Origin of the sequence: Streptomyces sp. NPDC057743 (assembly GCF_042798755.1) — a bacterium.
Classification (GTDB): Bacteria; Actinomycetota; Actinomycetes; order Streptomycetales; family Streptomycetaceae; genus Streptomyces.
On the sequence record NZ_JBHVJX010000010.1, the window covers coordinates 60,511 to 73,569 of the forward strand.

At 73.5% G+C, this 13,059-nt stretch carries 11 protein-coding genes; 7 read left to right on the forward strand and 4 right to left on the reverse strand.

The genetic code is table 11. The features are described 5' to 3' along the window. Positions 1 to 13 precede the first annotated feature (13 nt). On the forward strand, positions 14 to 1,324 hold the full coding sequence (locus ACFVFQ_RS13550) for an erythromycin esterase family protein (RefSeq protein ID WP_383413848.1): 1,311 nt from the start codon (positions 14 to 16) through the stop codon (positions 1,322 to 1,324). Positions 1,325 to 1,433: 109 nt separating this feature from the next. On the opposite strand, the gene ACFVFQ_RS13555 is transcribed toward ACFVFQ_RS13550, so the two are convergent. Further along, the gene (locus ACFVFQ_RS13555) at positions 1,434 to 2,144 is read right to left on the reverse strand and encodes a nucleotidyltransferase domain-containing protein (RefSeq protein WP_383413854.1); all 711 of its coding nucleotides are present in this window, start codon (positions 2,142 to 2,144) and stop codon (positions 1,434 to 1,436) included. 409 nt (positions 2,145 to 2,553) lie between these two features. On the opposite strand from ACFVFQ_RS13555, the gene ACFVFQ_RS13560 reads away from it, so the two are divergent. After that, a complete protein-coding gene (locus tag ACFVFQ_RS13560; RefSeq protein ID WP_383413857.1) occupies positions 2,554 to 3,420 on the forward strand; it encodes a hypothetical protein in 867 nt (288 codons plus the stop codon). Then, on the forward strand, positions 3,417 to 4,898 hold the full coding sequence (locus ACFVFQ_RS13565) for an NADH-ubiquinone oxidoreductase-F iron-sulfur binding region domain-containing protein (protein WP_383413860.1): 1,482 nt from the start codon (positions 3,417 to 3,419) through the stop codon (positions 4,896 to 4,898). The genes ACFVFQ_RS13560 and ACFVFQ_RS13565 overlap by 4 nt, the downstream gene beginning before the upstream one ends. A 138-nt stretch (positions 4,899 to 5,036) precedes the next feature. Here the strand turns inward: ACFVFQ_RS13565 and ACFVFQ_RS13570 are convergent, their stop codons facing one another. Continuing rightward, positions 5,037 to 5,492: a MarR family winged helix-turn-helix transcriptional regulator gene (locus ACFVFQ_RS13570; protein WP_383413863.1), complete on the reverse strand. Its 456-nt coding sequence runs from the start codon at positions 5,490 to 5,492 to the stop codon at positions 5,037 to 5,039. Between the two features lie 202 nt (positions 5,493 to 5,694). Between ACFVFQ_RS13570 and ACFVFQ_RS13575 the strand changes: the two genes are divergently transcribed. The 4 genes from ACFVFQ_RS13575 to ACFVFQ_RS13590 are packed head-to-tail and all read left to right on the forward strand — an operon-like array spanning position 5,695 to position 10,002. Next, a complete protein-coding gene (locus tag ACFVFQ_RS13575) occupies positions 5,695 to 6,876 on the forward strand; it encodes a CaiB/BaiF CoA transferase family protein (protein WP_383413865.1) in 1,182 nt (393 codons plus the stop codon). A gap of 29 nt (positions 6,877 to 6,905) precedes the next feature. Next, a complete protein-coding gene (locus tag ACFVFQ_RS13580; RefSeq protein ID WP_383413868.1) occupies positions 6,906 to 7,697 on the forward strand; it encodes an enoyl-CoA hydratase/isomerase family protein in 792 nt (263 codons plus the stop codon). 47 nt (positions 7,698 to 7,744) lie between these two features. Continuing rightward, positions 7,745 to 8,908 (forward strand): acyl-CoA dehydrogenase family protein, encoded by a 1,164-nt coding sequence (locus tag ACFVFQ_RS13585; RefSeq protein WP_383413871.1) that lies wholly within the window; start codon positions 7,745 to 7,747, stop codon positions 8,906 to 8,908. Continuing rightward, positions 8,905 to 10,002 carry an acyl-CoA dehydrogenase family protein gene (locus tag ACFVFQ_RS13590; RefSeq protein WP_383413874.1) on the forward strand — a complete coding sequence of 366 codons (1,098 nt, stop codon included), beginning with the start codon at positions 8,905 to 8,907 and terminating at the stop codon, positions 10,000 to 10,002. The genes ACFVFQ_RS13585 and ACFVFQ_RS13590 overlap by 4 nt, the downstream gene beginning before the upstream one ends. Positions 10,003 to 10,173: 171 nt before the next feature. On the opposite strand, the gene ACFVFQ_RS13595 is transcribed toward ACFVFQ_RS13590, so the two are convergent. Both ACFVFQ_RS13595 and ACFVFQ_RS13600 read right to left on the reverse strand, forming a co-directional pair. Further along, positions 10,174 to 11,427 carry a cytochrome P450 gene (locus ACFVFQ_RS13595; protein ID WP_383413877.1) on the reverse strand — a complete coding sequence of 418 codons (1,254 nt, stop codon included), beginning with the start codon at positions 11,425 to 11,427 and terminating at the stop codon, positions 10,174 to 10,176. A 145-nt stretch (positions 11,428 to 11,572) separates the two neighbouring features. Next, a complete protein-coding gene (locus tag ACFVFQ_RS13600; RefSeq protein WP_383413880.1) occupies positions 11,573 to 13,039 on the reverse strand; it encodes a hypothetical protein in 1,467 nt (488 codons plus the stop codon). Positions 13,040 to 13,059: the final 20 nt, after the last annotated feature.

Sequence of the window (13,059 nt, forward strand, 5' to 3'; positions counted from 1 at the left end):
AGCCGCCCTCAGCATGTCTGCCGCACCCGCCCGCAACCCGTTCACCGACTGGCTCCGCGCCCATGCCGTCCCGCTCGCCCATCTCGACCCCGAGGCGCCGCTCGATGACTTGGAGCCACTGCGCACCCTCGTCGGCGCCGCCCGGGTCGTCGCGATCGGCGAGAACTCCCACTTCATCAACGAGTTCGCCGTCATGCGCGAGCGCATCCTGCGCTTCCTCGTCGAGCGCTGCGGCTTCACCGCCCTGGCCTTCGAGTACGGCTTCAGCGAGGGTTTTCCTCTCGATGCCTGGGCCCGTGGGGAGGGCGCCGACGCCGACCTGTCGGCCCACCTCGCCGCAACGATTCCCGTGGGGGTCGATGAACCGCTGCGCTGGATACGCCAACACAACCGCACCAACGCGGCCTCGCCACCGGTGCGTTTCGCCGGCATCGACATCCCCGCGGCCGGCGGGTCCCTGCTGCCGGCACTCGCCCCGGTCGCCGACTACCTACGCCGAACCGATCCCGAAACCCTGCCGATGGTCGAGACGGTGATGCGGATCGCCGCATCGTTCGCCGGCGGCTCCGCGGCCGACGCCGCACCCGCGTGGGGACGCCTGGCCACCGCCGAACAGGACGCCCTCAGCGCGTCGTTGATGCGCCTGCTCACCCGGTTCCGCTCCGTCGAACCGTTCTACGTCTCCCGCGGCGGCCAACACGGCTACGACGTTGCCCTGCGCTGCCTCGAAGGCGCCTGCCATGCCGACTACACCTTCCGCGCCATGTCCGACCTCTTCGCCGGAAAGGGCCTGGCCGCCGACACCTCGGCCCGGGACCACTTCATGGCCGGCTCGGTGCTGTGGCACCTGGAGCGCCTCGACCCCGGGGCCCGCATCGTGCTGATGGCCCACAACGCCCACATCCAGACCTCCCCGATCTCCTTCGACGGCCACCTCACGGGGCTCCCGATGGGACAGTTCCTGCGGAACGCGCTCGGCGACAGCTATGTCGCCGTCGGCCTGACGAGCACCACCGGACACACCGCAGACATGCCCCGAGACGAGAACGCCCGCTTCGGCTTCACCGTCGACGCCACCGCGCTGGAGGCGCCCGAGCCGGGAAGCATCGAAGCCGCCTTCGCCGACGCCGAACTCGGCCTCAGCATCGCCGATCTCCGCCAGGCACGCCCCGGCGCACGGTCCCAGGCCAACGCCGGCCTCGCCCCGGGCCCCGACCGCATCCGACTGCAGAGCGCCTACCTGCACACCCCCGTCCTCGACTCGTTCGACGCCATCCTCAACACCCGGACCTCCACCGTGTCCGACAACCTCGCAGGCATGTAGGCGGGGGCAACTTGCAAGTCGGGAAGGGGGGTTGACGTCTGCTGATCAGCGGGCGGTCTGGCACGCTGACGGACGTGGCGCGCATCGTCGCCGTCGCGTCGCCGTCGCGTCACGGGACGCGTGGATCGGCTACTCGGTAGCCCGCCCGCAACGGGCCGCCCGCGTCATCGAGCACGCCCCGGGCGACCTCGGCAAGTCGGGCGGGAGCGGCGAGGGAGTGGGCCAGGCGGTCGGCCAAAACCGGGTCATGGTCGCGCAGTTCGCGCAGCAGCCATTTTCCGGTGCCCTGCCAGCGCCGGCCGGACAGCAGGGCAAGCTGTGCCGTCTTGGTCAGGACCTTGCAGGCGATGAAGGCGATCTCGGCGGGGTCATCGGCGCCGGTCAAGTCGTCGAGCTGGTCGGTGAGTTGGTAGCGATGGGCGTCCAGTTCGGCCTGGGTCGCGGCGGTCGGTCCTTCGGCCAGGCGGCGGCGCATCTCCGTCTGGAGCCGTTTCCCCAGCCCGACGGGGTCGCTCACCAGCGTGCCCTCGGCGATCAGTCGGGGGATGCCGGGCCAGCGGCGGGCCAGGTTGTCGGCGCAGTAGGCGGCCAACGTCCGCTCGTCGTGGACCAGTATCTCCACCGGCCACCCTTCCCACGTCAACGAGTGGCGGTAGGGGTTCTCGCGCGGGCCGGTCACCACGACCATGTCCAAGTCGGAGGTCGGTGTGCGGCGTTCGGTGAGCACGCTGCCGCCCACGACCACGGTGAGCGCATCGTCGAAGAGGTGCCGGGCAAGCCCGCGAGCGGCCTCGACGGGGTCCCTTCGCGTGATCTCCATTCCGGTCCCCCTGTTAGTTCACTGGTTCTCTACTGCCTTCTCCCCTGCCCGAGCTTGTCATGGTCGGGCCACCGCAGAGGGGGAAGCGAAGAGGTAATGCGTCGCGGTCCATGGCCCGGACCCGACCCCGCGCAGGTGAGACCGGTCACATCACGCTCAGTTCTCCTATGCGCGATAGTAGCGCCCAACTCGTAGCCGGCCTCCGAAGAACCTCCGAGAAACCCATGCCGCCGTCGGCTCTCAATACGGTCGTGGGTCGTAGTGGGGTTCGTTGTCACCGGCCGGGGACGCGCTAAGAATGTGCGATGTCGTGCAGGACGGCTGCGCCACACCCGCCGGTGTTCTCCTCGACATGAGCATGCGGGGGATCTCGGTCCGGCCCCGCCGCGGTCTTGGCTGCGGGGCACGAGTGCACGGAAGAAGGTGTCCCATTTCCAGCGTCGCCCTGCTCGCCCAGTCCTCGGCGGGCGCCGCGACGGCCGCACTGACCGGCCGGACGATGGCCTTCCTGGATTACTTCGCCGGCGTCTTCACCCTGGTCTCGCTGACCGCCGTGGTGGTGTGCGGGCTGGTCGCCACCGACCGGCTGGTGCTCAGCCCCCGGCTCCGGGTGGCGGTGCAGTCCATGCATCGGGCGAGCGCCGTCGCGGCGCTCGGCTTCCTGGGCACCCATATCGCGGTCAAGGTCATCGAGCGGCATACCGCCGCGCAGAACGCGGTGGTCCCGTTCACCGGTCGCGTCGCCCTCGCGGTGAGCCTGGGCACCCTCGCCACCGATCTGCTCGTCTTGATCGCGGCGACCGGTGTGTTCCGGGGGCGGTTCGCCGGTTGTCGTCGCCCGTGGCTGTGGCGGGTGCTGCATTCGACGGCGTATGCCTGCTGGCCGATCGCGTTGGTGCACGGGCTGACGGCGGGGCGCAAGGCGCATGTGTGGGTGCTGTGGGGGTACGGCCTGTGTGCCGCGCTGGTGGCGCTGGCGCTGTTGGTCCGCGGGCTTTCCTACCTGGGGCATCGTCGGTCCCTGAGCCGACGGCGGCGGGGCGCCAAGGCGTACCGGCCCGCTTCCGCCCGCCCGGCCGCGTTGGCTGCCTTGTCCACGCCGTCCGCCCGGCCCGTGACCGGAGCCCGTCCGGTTGCCTGGGCGGCCGAGTCCGCGACGTCGGCGGTGCCCCGTCCGCGGTCCGCGCGAAGCGCCGGCCCGGCCGGGCAGCCCCGGCACGCCGCTGGCTCGCGGCACCGGCCGTTTCGGCGGGCCCGACCGAGGAGCACCGAGTGAAGGACACCCCGCTGGAGCTGCCCGAGGTCGGCTGGATGGGTTCGGCCCGGCTCACCGCCGGACTGGATCGCCACCAGCGCCTGGATCTCGCCGCGCACACCCGTGCCCATCAGCCGCTGCACCAGCTGGACCGGGAGGGTCTGCTCGCGCTGGCTGACGCGGTTGCGCTGCCCGGTCGCGGCGGTGCCGGTTTCCCGTTCGCCCGCAAGGCCCGGGCCGCGCTCGTTGCCGCCGACCGCACCGGTGCGCCGCCCGTCATCGTGGTCAACGGCGCCGAGGGCGAACCGGCCAGCGCCAAGGACAAGATGCTGCTCACCCGCGTTCCGCATCTGGTGTTGGACGGTGCCTGCCTGGCCGCGGCGGCGTTCGGCGCGGAGGAGATCGTGATCGGCGTCACCGCGGGCAGCCCCGGCGAGATATCGGTCCCGGCCGCCGTCGCCGAGCGCGAACTCCCCTGCCAGGCCAGGACGTTGTGTCTGCCCGAGCGCTTCGTCTCCGGTGAGTCGGGGGCCCTGATCCGGGGCGTCAACGGTCTGCCGGTGGTGCCCGCGCCGTTGAAGTCCCGCGCGGCCGACGGCGGAACGGGCGGGGTGCGCCGCCGTCCGACGCTGCTCTCCAACGCCGAGACCTGGGCGCAGCTCGCCGTTGCGGCCCGCCTCGGCCCCGACGCCTATGCGTCCGTCGGCACCGTCACCGAAGCCGGCACGATCCTGCTCACCGTCAACCGACCGGATGCCGGTCCGCTGGTGGTCGAGGTTCCGGCCGGCGTCCGACTGGGCTCGGTGTTGGATGCCTGCGGGCTGCGGCCGGGTGCCGGGGTGCTGGTGGGGGGCTACCACGGTGCCTGGCTGCCATCGGCGGACGCCGTCGAGGCGCCGCTCTCCCGAGCCGGACTGACCGACCGCGGCGGCACGCTCGGCGCGGGCGCGATCGTCGCGCTCCCGGACAGCACCTGCCCGCTCGGCGAGGTCGCCCAGGTCGCCGCCTGGCTGGCGGCCGAGTCGGCCGGCCAGTGCGGGCCGTGCAAGCGCGGCCTCCCCGCGGCCGCCGAGGCCCTGGCCCTGCTGGCCGCCGGCGCCGCCGAGCCCTCGGTGCTGGAAGAGGCCCGGTCCGCGCTCGGGGCCGCCCAGGGCGGGGGCGCCTGTTCGCACCCCGACGGCACCGCCCGCTTCGTGCTCACCGCGCTGGACGTCTTTGCCGAGGACGTCGACGCGCACCTTGCCGGTCCCGGTTGCGGCCGCCCGGTGCGCGGCGTACTGCCGCTGCCGCGCGCCAACGGAGCCCGGTTGGAGGTGGATTGGTCCCGCTGCGCCGGCCACGGCCTGTGCGCCGTACTGGCCCCCGGCCTCGTCCGCCTCGGCCCGCACGGCTATCCCACCTCCACCGCCATTCCGGTCGCCTCCTGGCAGGAGCACGGCGCCCGTCGTGCGGTCAACCAGTGCCCGGCCCTGGCACTGCGACTCCGGCACGGCGGGTGACGTGACGTTTGGCGGGTTCCCTGTCTGGGGCGGCGCCATCCTGCCGTCGGGGGCTTCTCAAACGGGTCGGACCGCTGGCTGACTGTTTGTCAACTCTGCGCCAACGGGCATCTGTTGCGCAACGCGCGGCCCCGCCAGTCACTCCCCCCGCTCCTCCAGGAACTCCGCAACCCGGAAGAGTGCCGGCAATGCGGCTCGTACGGCGGCCCGGTCGGGCTCGTCCAGCGATCCCAACGCGGACTCCAACCGCCTCTCGTGGGCGCGGGTCCAGGCGGCCAGTTGCTCGCTGCCCTGTTCGGTGAGGGTGACGACCGAGGCGCGGCGGTCCGCGGGGTCGACGGCCCGGGCGACCAGGCCGGCGTTGATCATCTGTCCGATGAGCCCGCTGACCGTGCTGACGGCCAGCCGCTGACGGGCCGCCAGATCGCCGACCCGGGCGGGCGAATGCTCGGCGAGGACCTGGAGCAGTTCGACCTGGGCCATGGGCAGCGTCTCCCACGGATAGTCGGTGCGGATCGAGGCGCGCAGGGAGCGTCGCAGGCGGGTGACGGCCTCGGTGAGCAGGCGGGAATCCGTGGCGTTCGGCTGGGACATGGAGGCACCTTACCCAGGGCGTACTTCGGCCATCCGCGGAGAACGAGCAGGGGGCGAGCCGGATGCACCCTTCCCGATTCATATGGCTGGGCATATGAGAGGTGGCAGTAGGAAGTATTGGACGATATGGGTTGCCCGGGCTTTGACTGGTCTCAACGGGCCGGCAGCCAGAGCCGGTTCCGAGCCGGATCGGAGGCATGGCATGGCGGCAGGGCAGCAAGAGGCCGGTGGCGTGGGGCCGTTGAGCGGGGTGCGGGTGGTCGAGTTGGCCAGCGTGATCATGGCACCGTACGCGGCGCAGCAGCTCGGGGACCTCGGGGCGGATGTGATCAAGGTCGAGCCGCCGGCCGGGGACATGACCCGCTCCTACCCGCCGACCCGTAACCCCGGGATGGGTGCGCTGGCGCTCAACCTCAACCGCAACAAGCGCAGTGTGGTGATCGACCTCAAGGCACCGGGTGGCCGCGAGGCGCTGCTCGACCTGCTCGCGACCGCGGATGTGTTCCTCACCAACGTCCGCCCGCAGGCGCTGGCCCGGCTCGGCCTGGGTTACGAGGAGGTGGCGGCCGTCAACTCCGGGCTGGTCTACCTCAACGCACAGGGCTTTCGCAGCGACTCCGCGCTCGGCGGTCACGCGGCCTACGACGACATCGTCCAGGCGGCCTCCGGCCTGGTGTGGCTGAACGAACAGGTCAGCGGGGTCCCGTACTTCGTGCCCACGGTCCTCGCGGACAAGATCTGCGGGCTGGTGATCGCCCAGTCGGCGCTCGCCGCGCTGCACCACCGCGACCGTACCGGGCAGGGGCAGCACGTCGAGGTTCCGATGGCCGACACCATGATGGCCTTCAACCTGGTCGAGCATCTGGCGGCGGCGACCCTGGACCCGCCCGAGGGGCCCATCGGCTATGCGCGGGCGCTCAGTTCGCAGCGCACCGCCTCCCGCACCGCGGACGGCTGGATGTGCATCCTGCCCTACAGCGACCGCAACTGGCGGGACTTCTTCGCCTTCGTCGGCCGCCCGGAACTGGCCGACGAGCCGCGCTTCGCCTCCCTGCCCGAGCGCGCCCGCAACGTCGACGAACTCTACGCCCTGGTCGGCGAGTTGACCGTCCGGCGTAGCAACGCCGAGTGGCAGGCGTTCTGTGATTCCGCCAGCATTCCGGCGGCCCCGGTGTTGAGCCTGGACGAGGCCGCCCACAGCGACTACGCCGTCGAGGGCGAACTGCTGAAGAGCGTCGAACACCCCACCGAGGGCAGCTACCACCTCATCGGGCAGCCCGTGCGGTACTGGGCCACCCCGGCCGGACTGCACCGGCACTGCCCGGCGCTCGGTGAGCACACCGAGGAAGTGTTCGCCGAGATCGGCCGCAACCCGGCCGCCTGAGACCCCAACTCCCGGAAGCGAGGCCCCTCATGAGCGAGCAGGAACCGCTGCGCATCGAGCGCCGCCCGCACGGCATCACCGTGCTCACCTTCGACAATCCCGCCAGGCGCAACCCGATGACCGGTCGGCTGACCGAGGAGTGGCGGCGCGCCCTCCGGTCCCTGCGCCAGTCGCCCGACCTGCGCGCCGTCGTGGTCACCGGCACCAGCCCCGCGTTCTGCTCGGGCGCCGACCTCGGCGAACTCGCCGACCAGCACGACCAGGGCCTCGCCGGCGCCCGGTCCCATCTGTCGGACTTCTACCGAACCTGGTTGGCCGTCCGCGACCTGCCCGTTCCCACCATCGCGGCCGTCAACGGCCATGCGGTGGGCGCCGGACTGGCGCTGGCGCTCGCCTGCGACCTGCGCTACGCCGCCGAGGACGCGAAGCTGGGCGCGCCGTTCGTCCGGCTCGGGTTGCACGCGGGCATGGCCACCACCGCGACGCTCGCCGAGGCGGTCGGGCTGCCGCGGGCCCGTGAACTGCTGCTGACCGGGCGGCTGGTGAGCGGCGCGCAGGCCGCGGCCATGGGGATGGTGCAGGCCGCGGTCCCCGCCGACCAGGTGCTCGACACCGCGCTCAGCGTGGCCGAGGAGATCGCCGCGGCGGCCCCGTTGGCGGTCCGCTTGACCAAGAGCGGGCTGGCCCAGGGGCAGCCCACCGTCGAGCAGGCCCTGGCCTGGGAGGCGCTCGCCCAGCCGGTGACGACCACCACGGACGACTTCCGCGAGGGCGTCCGGGCCCAGCGCGAGCACCGCCGCCCGCACTTCACGGGCGCCTGACCGCTCGGTCGACCACCCGTCCATCCCTACCCGTGAGGAGTATCCGAATGGTTCTCTCTGCCCTCAGCACCGGGGCCGTGCAACTTCCCCCCGAGGCCCGGAAACTGCGTCAGGAGGTGCGCGACTTCCTCACCGAGGAGCGCGCCGCCGGCACCATCCTGGGCCGGCCCGACTCCTGGCTGACCGGTTGGGACCCCGCGTTCACCCGCCGCCTGGCCGAGCGTGGTTGGGTCGGCATGGCCCTGCCGCAGGAGTACGGCGGTGGCGGGCGCGGCAACCTCGAACGCTATGTCGTCATCGAGGAGTTGCTGGCCGCCGGCGCCCCGGTCTCGGCCCACTGGGTCGCCGACCGGCAGGCCGGGCCCTCCATCCTGCGGCACGGCACCGAGCAGCAGCGGAAGTGCTATCTGCCCCGGATCGCCGCCGGTGAGTGCTTCTTCTCGATCGGCATGAGCGAGCAGAACAGCGGCTCGGACCTGGCCTCCGTGCAGACCCGGGCCGAACGGACCGCCGGCGGCTGGCGGTTGACCGGCACCAAGATGTGGACCGGTGGCGCGCACATCAACGACTACGCGATCGTGCTCGCCCGGACCGAGGACTGCGAGGACCGGCACGCCGGGCTGAGCCAGTTCATCGTCGACCTGCGCGCTCCGCACATCCGGGTCGAGCCGATCCGCCTGCTCACCGGCGAGCACACCTTCAACTACTTCCATCTGGAGGGCGTCGAGGTCGGCGAGGACGCGCTGCTCGGTCGTCCGGGTGACGGCTGGCAACAGGTCACCGGCGAACTGGCCCTGGAGCGCAGCGGACCCGAGCGCTTCCTGTCCACGCTGCCGCTGCTGATCGCGCTCGTCGATCAGCTGGAACGGTCCGCGTGCAACCCCGAGCAGCACGGCCGGGTGGGCCGGCTGACCGCGCGCCTGGCCTCGATCCGGCAGCTCTCGCTGGGGGTGGCCGCCGCCCTGGAGGCCGGGCGCCCGGCCGATGTGCAGGCCGCGCTGGTCAAGGACCTCGGCACCCGCTTCGAGGGCGAACTCGTGGCCGAGGTCCGGGAGATCCTCCCGGTCGCCGCCCGCTTCGACGCCACTCGCGGCACCTTCCCCGAACTGCTCGCCACCGCGATCCTGCACTCCCCCGGCTACACCCTGCGCGGTGGCACCAACGAGATCCTGCGCGGCATCATCACCCGAGGTCTGGAGCTGAACTCATGAGCACGCAATCTCTCTTCGAGCGCGCCGCCGCCGTCCTCGGCGCAGCGGACGGGACCGACGAGGTCAACGGGACTAACGGGACCGACGCCCTGGAGCGCCCCGCCGAGTCCGCCCACGCGCTGTGGCAGGCACTGCGCGCCGCCGGGGCCCTGCCGCCGCTCGACGCCGACCCGGCCGTCCTGGTGGACCTGGCCTGCGAGGCCGGCCGCCGCGGCACCCCGGCGCCGCTCGCCGAGACGCTGCTCGTCGCCCGACCGCTGCTGGCCGCGGCCCAACTGCCCGTCCCCGACGGCCCGCTCACCGTCGCCTCCGGCCCGCTCGACGTGCGGTTCGCGCACGTGGACACCGGCAGCCGGGTCGGCCCGTTGGGCGCCGGCGGCACCGATGACGCCGTGCGGGTCAGCGGCACGCTGAGCCGGGTGCCGTGGGCCCGCGGCGCGGACGCGGTGGTGGTACTGACCGAGGGGCCGTCCAGCGGGCCGGTGCTGCTGCTGTTGGACGCCGGCCAGTGCCAACGGGTCGCGGGCACCAATCTGGCCGGCGAGCCCCGGGACGAGCTCGTGCTGATCGATGTGGCGGTGCCCGCCGAGCGGGTGCGCCGGATTCCGGCGGCGCTGGTCGAGGAGGCGCGGTGGCGGGCCGGTCTGGCGCGGGCCGCGCTGATCGCCGGGGCGGCGGGCCGCTGCGTCGAACTGACCGTGGCCCACACCTCGTCCCGGGTGCAGTTCGGGCGCCCGTTGAGCCACTTCCAGGCGGTCAAGCAGGAGGAGGCCAAGCTGGTCGAGGAGGCGGCGCTGATCGGTGCGGCGGTGGGCGCAGCTGCCGCGGCCCTGGCCGAGCCCGGCTCGGCGGAGTTCCCCGCGTGGATCGCGGCGGCGCAGGCTTCCGCCTCGGTGGCCGAGATCGCCCGCATCGCCCACCAACTGCACGGCGCGATCGGTTTCACCGAGCTCAGCCCGCTGCATCTGGCCACCACCCGGATGTGGTCCTGGCGCGACGAGGACGGCGGCGAGCACGCCTGGCAGCGGCGGATCGGGCGGCGGGTGGTGGCGGCCGGCAGCGACCGGTTGTGGCCCCTGGTGACCGGCAGTTGACCCGCAATCGACCCTCCGGTTGACCTTCCGGTTGACCCGCTGCGCGACTTCGGCCGCCGCGATGACGACGCGATCCGACCCGGATCCGGCAGTACACCGCGGCGGCTGCGGTCGCGCGCGGGCCTGTGCGTCACGTGGCGGACCGCGCGCCGGAGGGGTCCCGAGCGGCGCTCACCGCGCGGTTCCGAGGCGGACCGGAAGGATGTCCGTGCTGTTGCCGACGAAGCTGCGGTGTCGGGGCAGTTCGGCGTCGGGGACGGCGAGGGTGAGCCCGGGGTGGCGGGTGAAGAGCGCGCGGAGGGCGATCGTCGCCTCCATCCGAGCCAGGGGCGCCCCCAGGCAGTGGTGGGGGCCGTGGCCGAAGGAGAGGTGGCGGTGCTCGGGGCGGCGGGTCACGTCGAAGCGGGCGGCGTCCGGGCCGTAGGCGCGCTGGTCGCGGCCGGCGGAGGTGTAGGAGGCGAGCACCGCGGTGCCCCGCGGGACGAGGGTGTCGCCGATCGTCAGGTCCCGGGTGGGGTAGCGGAAGGGGAAGTGACCGACCGGGCTGTCGTGGCGCAGCGTCTCCTCGACGACGTCCGCCCAACTGGCCCGGCCGGCGCGGACCAGGGCCAGTTGGGCGGGGTGGCTGCACAGTGCCCGCACGGCGTTGGTGAGGAGGTTGAGCGTGGTCTCGTGGCCCGCGACGATCAACAGCAGGAGCGTGCCGACCAGTTCGCCCGCGGTGAGCCGGTCACCGTCCTCCGCCTGGGCGGCGAGGAGGGCGCTGGTGAGGTCGTCGCCGGGCGTGGCGCGGCGGGCCGCGACGACGCGTTCGAGGGTGGCCGCCGTCTCCTGATGGGCGGCACGGGTCTCCTCCGGGGTGGCGCAGGTGCTGACGATCGTCTGCGAGCAGCGGTGGAGGGTGTCCCGCAGCTCGCCGTCGACGCCGAGGAGTTCGCCGATGACCTCCATGGGGAGCGGGTAGGCGAAGTGGGTGCGGAGGTCCACGGTGCCGTCGGGGTCCGCCAGTTCGGGGAGTCGGTCCAGGAGGTCGGCGGTCAGCTGCTCGACGCGCGGTCGGAGGGCCTCGACGCGGCGGGCGGTGAAGGCGCGGGTGACCAGACCGCGCAGGCGGCGGTGGTCGGTCCCGTCAGCGGTGACCATGCCGCTGACGGTGGCGAAGACGGTCAGCGGCCAGTCGTCCGGGACGGCGCCCTGTTGGAGGGCCGCGAAGTGGCGGGGGTCCTTGGCGACGTCGGGGTGGGCGAGGAAGTTCCGCAGCTCCTCGTGGCGGGTGACCGCGACGGCCGGCACCCCGCCCGGCAGCAGTACCGAAGCGGCCGGCCCGCGCTCTCGTAGGAGGTCCGCCTCCGCGTGCCCGCCGGCTCCCGTGGCGTCGAGTCGGTGCGGGGTTGCGGACGGCGTTGACGGCGTGCTGCCTTCCAAGGCGGCTCCTTCCGCTGGCCGGCCCTCGCCGAGCCGGCGTGGTCGCGTCAGCCGGCAGGCTACGCCCGCGCTCGGGCGACCTTCCAGGGCACGGGCGAGGTACGTGGCGAAGCCCGAACTGCCCCGGTGCGGCCGGCCGATGGGATCACCGTGACGCTTGCCGCGCCGCACCGCCCCCGACCATTTCGGAGCGGGCCAGTCGCACCTCCTCGATGGCCTGAAGGTGCCCGCCGTCCACCGCGCAGCGCCCGGCCCGCGTCAGCAGCCGCTCGGCCTCCCGCGGCGCGGCCCCGCCCCGCACGCGGGCCAGTGCGGTCAGCGCGAAGGCCAGTGCCGTGCCGCCGAACGGCTCGGCCAGTTCGACCGAGGCCCGGGCCAGTCGCTCGGCGTCCGCCCGTTCGCCCCGCAGGAGATGGAGTTCGGCGAGGTTGGCGCGTTCGAAGGCGGTGGCGGTGGGGCGGCCGGCCTGTTCGGCCAGGGCGAGGGCGCGGTGTCCGTGGGCCAGCGCGTCGCCGAGCCGGCCGGCGCGGCGCTCGGTCTCCCGCAGCACGGAGAGCACGGTGGCCAGCAGTGCCCGGTCGCCGGACTCCTCGGCCGGTGCCAGGGCCGCCGCGGCGGGCCCGGCGGCCTGGTCGGCGCGGCCGGACAGGCCCAGGCAGACGGTCTGTTGGGCCAGCGAACGGGCCAGCAGCACCGCCGCGTCGGCCCCGCGCGCGGCCCCGGCGCAGCGCTCGGCCGCCCGCGCGGCCGCCAGTCCGTCCGCGTACCGGCCGCGGTACGACAGCACCGCCGAACGCGCCATGTGATGCGCGGCCCGGATGGCGTCGGGGGCACCGGGGTCGGGCGGATGGGCGTCCAGGACCAACAGCGCCTGCTGCGCGCCCCGGCCGCGGCTGAGCACCTCCGCGAGCCGGGCCGCGGCCAAGGCACAGGCGTCGCGCAGCCCTTGGCGTTGGTACGCGTGCAGCGCCTCGCGCGCCACGCGCACGGCCTCGTCGTACCGCCCCGAGCGGTCCAGGTGCAGGGCCCAGTCCAGCCGTACCCGCGCCGCGTCCACCTCGGGCCGCGTCGCTTGCTGACGCGCGGGTCTGCGCCGTTCGGCGAGTGCGTCGCGCAGCTCGGCCCGCCGGTGCACCAGTCGCTCGCGGGCCGGTTCGGCCCAGGGCGCATAACGGTCCTCGGGCAGCAGCTCGCCGCCCAACGCCTCCAGTGCGTCGGCCAGTTCGCGCCGCCCGCCCCCGCGCAGGGCCCGCGCCGCGCGCGCCTGGGCCTCGTCGACATCGACGCGTACCGTGTCGGGTGCCAGTCGCAGCAGTTCGCCGTCGCCGACGAGATAGGCGGAGGTGCCGCGCGGCGGCAGTTCGGGCTCCAGCGCGTGCCGGGCGGTGTGCAGGGCCACCCGCAAGCTGCCCAGTGCGGGCCGGAGTTCGGCGTGCGGCCAGCACACGGCCATGATCTGCTCGCGGTGCAGCGCGTGGTCCGGGGCGAGGGCCAGCAGCTTGACCAGGGTGCGTGCGCCGGGGCGGGCCCAGCGCGCCGCGAGCGGTGCGCCGTCCTCGCGGGCGAGGCGGAAGCCGCCGAGCAGCCGGATGCGCAGCAGTGGGGCGTTCATGGCCCGAAGACTCTAGCCGT

Coding starts and splice junctions, on each gene's coding strand:
- ACFVFQ_RS13550 (WP_383413848.1), top strand. CDS start 14: ATGTCTGCCGCACCCGCCCGCAACCCGTTCACCGACTGGCTCCGCGCC.
- ACFVFQ_RS13555 (WP_383413854.1), bottom strand. CDS start 2,144: ATGGAGATCACGCGAAGGGACCCCGTCGAGGCCGCTCGCGGGCTTGCC.
- ACFVFQ_RS13570 (WP_383413863.1), bottom strand. CDS start 5,492: ATGTCCCAGCCGAACGCCACGGATTCCCGCCTGCTCACCGAGGCCGTC.
- ACFVFQ_RS13575 (WP_383413865.1), top strand. CDS start 5,695: ATGGCGGCAGGGCAGCAAGAGGCCGGTGGCGTGGGGCCGTTGAGCGGG.
- ACFVFQ_RS13580 (WP_383413868.1), top strand. CDS start 6,906: ATGAGCGAGCAGGAACCGCTGCGCATCGAGCGCCGCCCGCACGGCATC.
- ACFVFQ_RS13585 (WP_383413871.1), top strand. CDS start 7,745: ATGGTTCTCTCTGCCCTCAGCACCGGGGCCGTGCAACTTCCCCCCGAG.
- ACFVFQ_RS13590 (WP_383413874.1), top strand. CDS start 8,905: ATGAGCACGCAATCTCTCTTCGAGCGCGCCGCCGCCGTCCTCGGCGCA.
- ACFVFQ_RS13600 (WP_383413880.1), bottom strand. CDS start 13,039: ATGAACGCCCCACTGCTGCGCATCCGGCTGCTCGGCGGCTTCCGCCTC.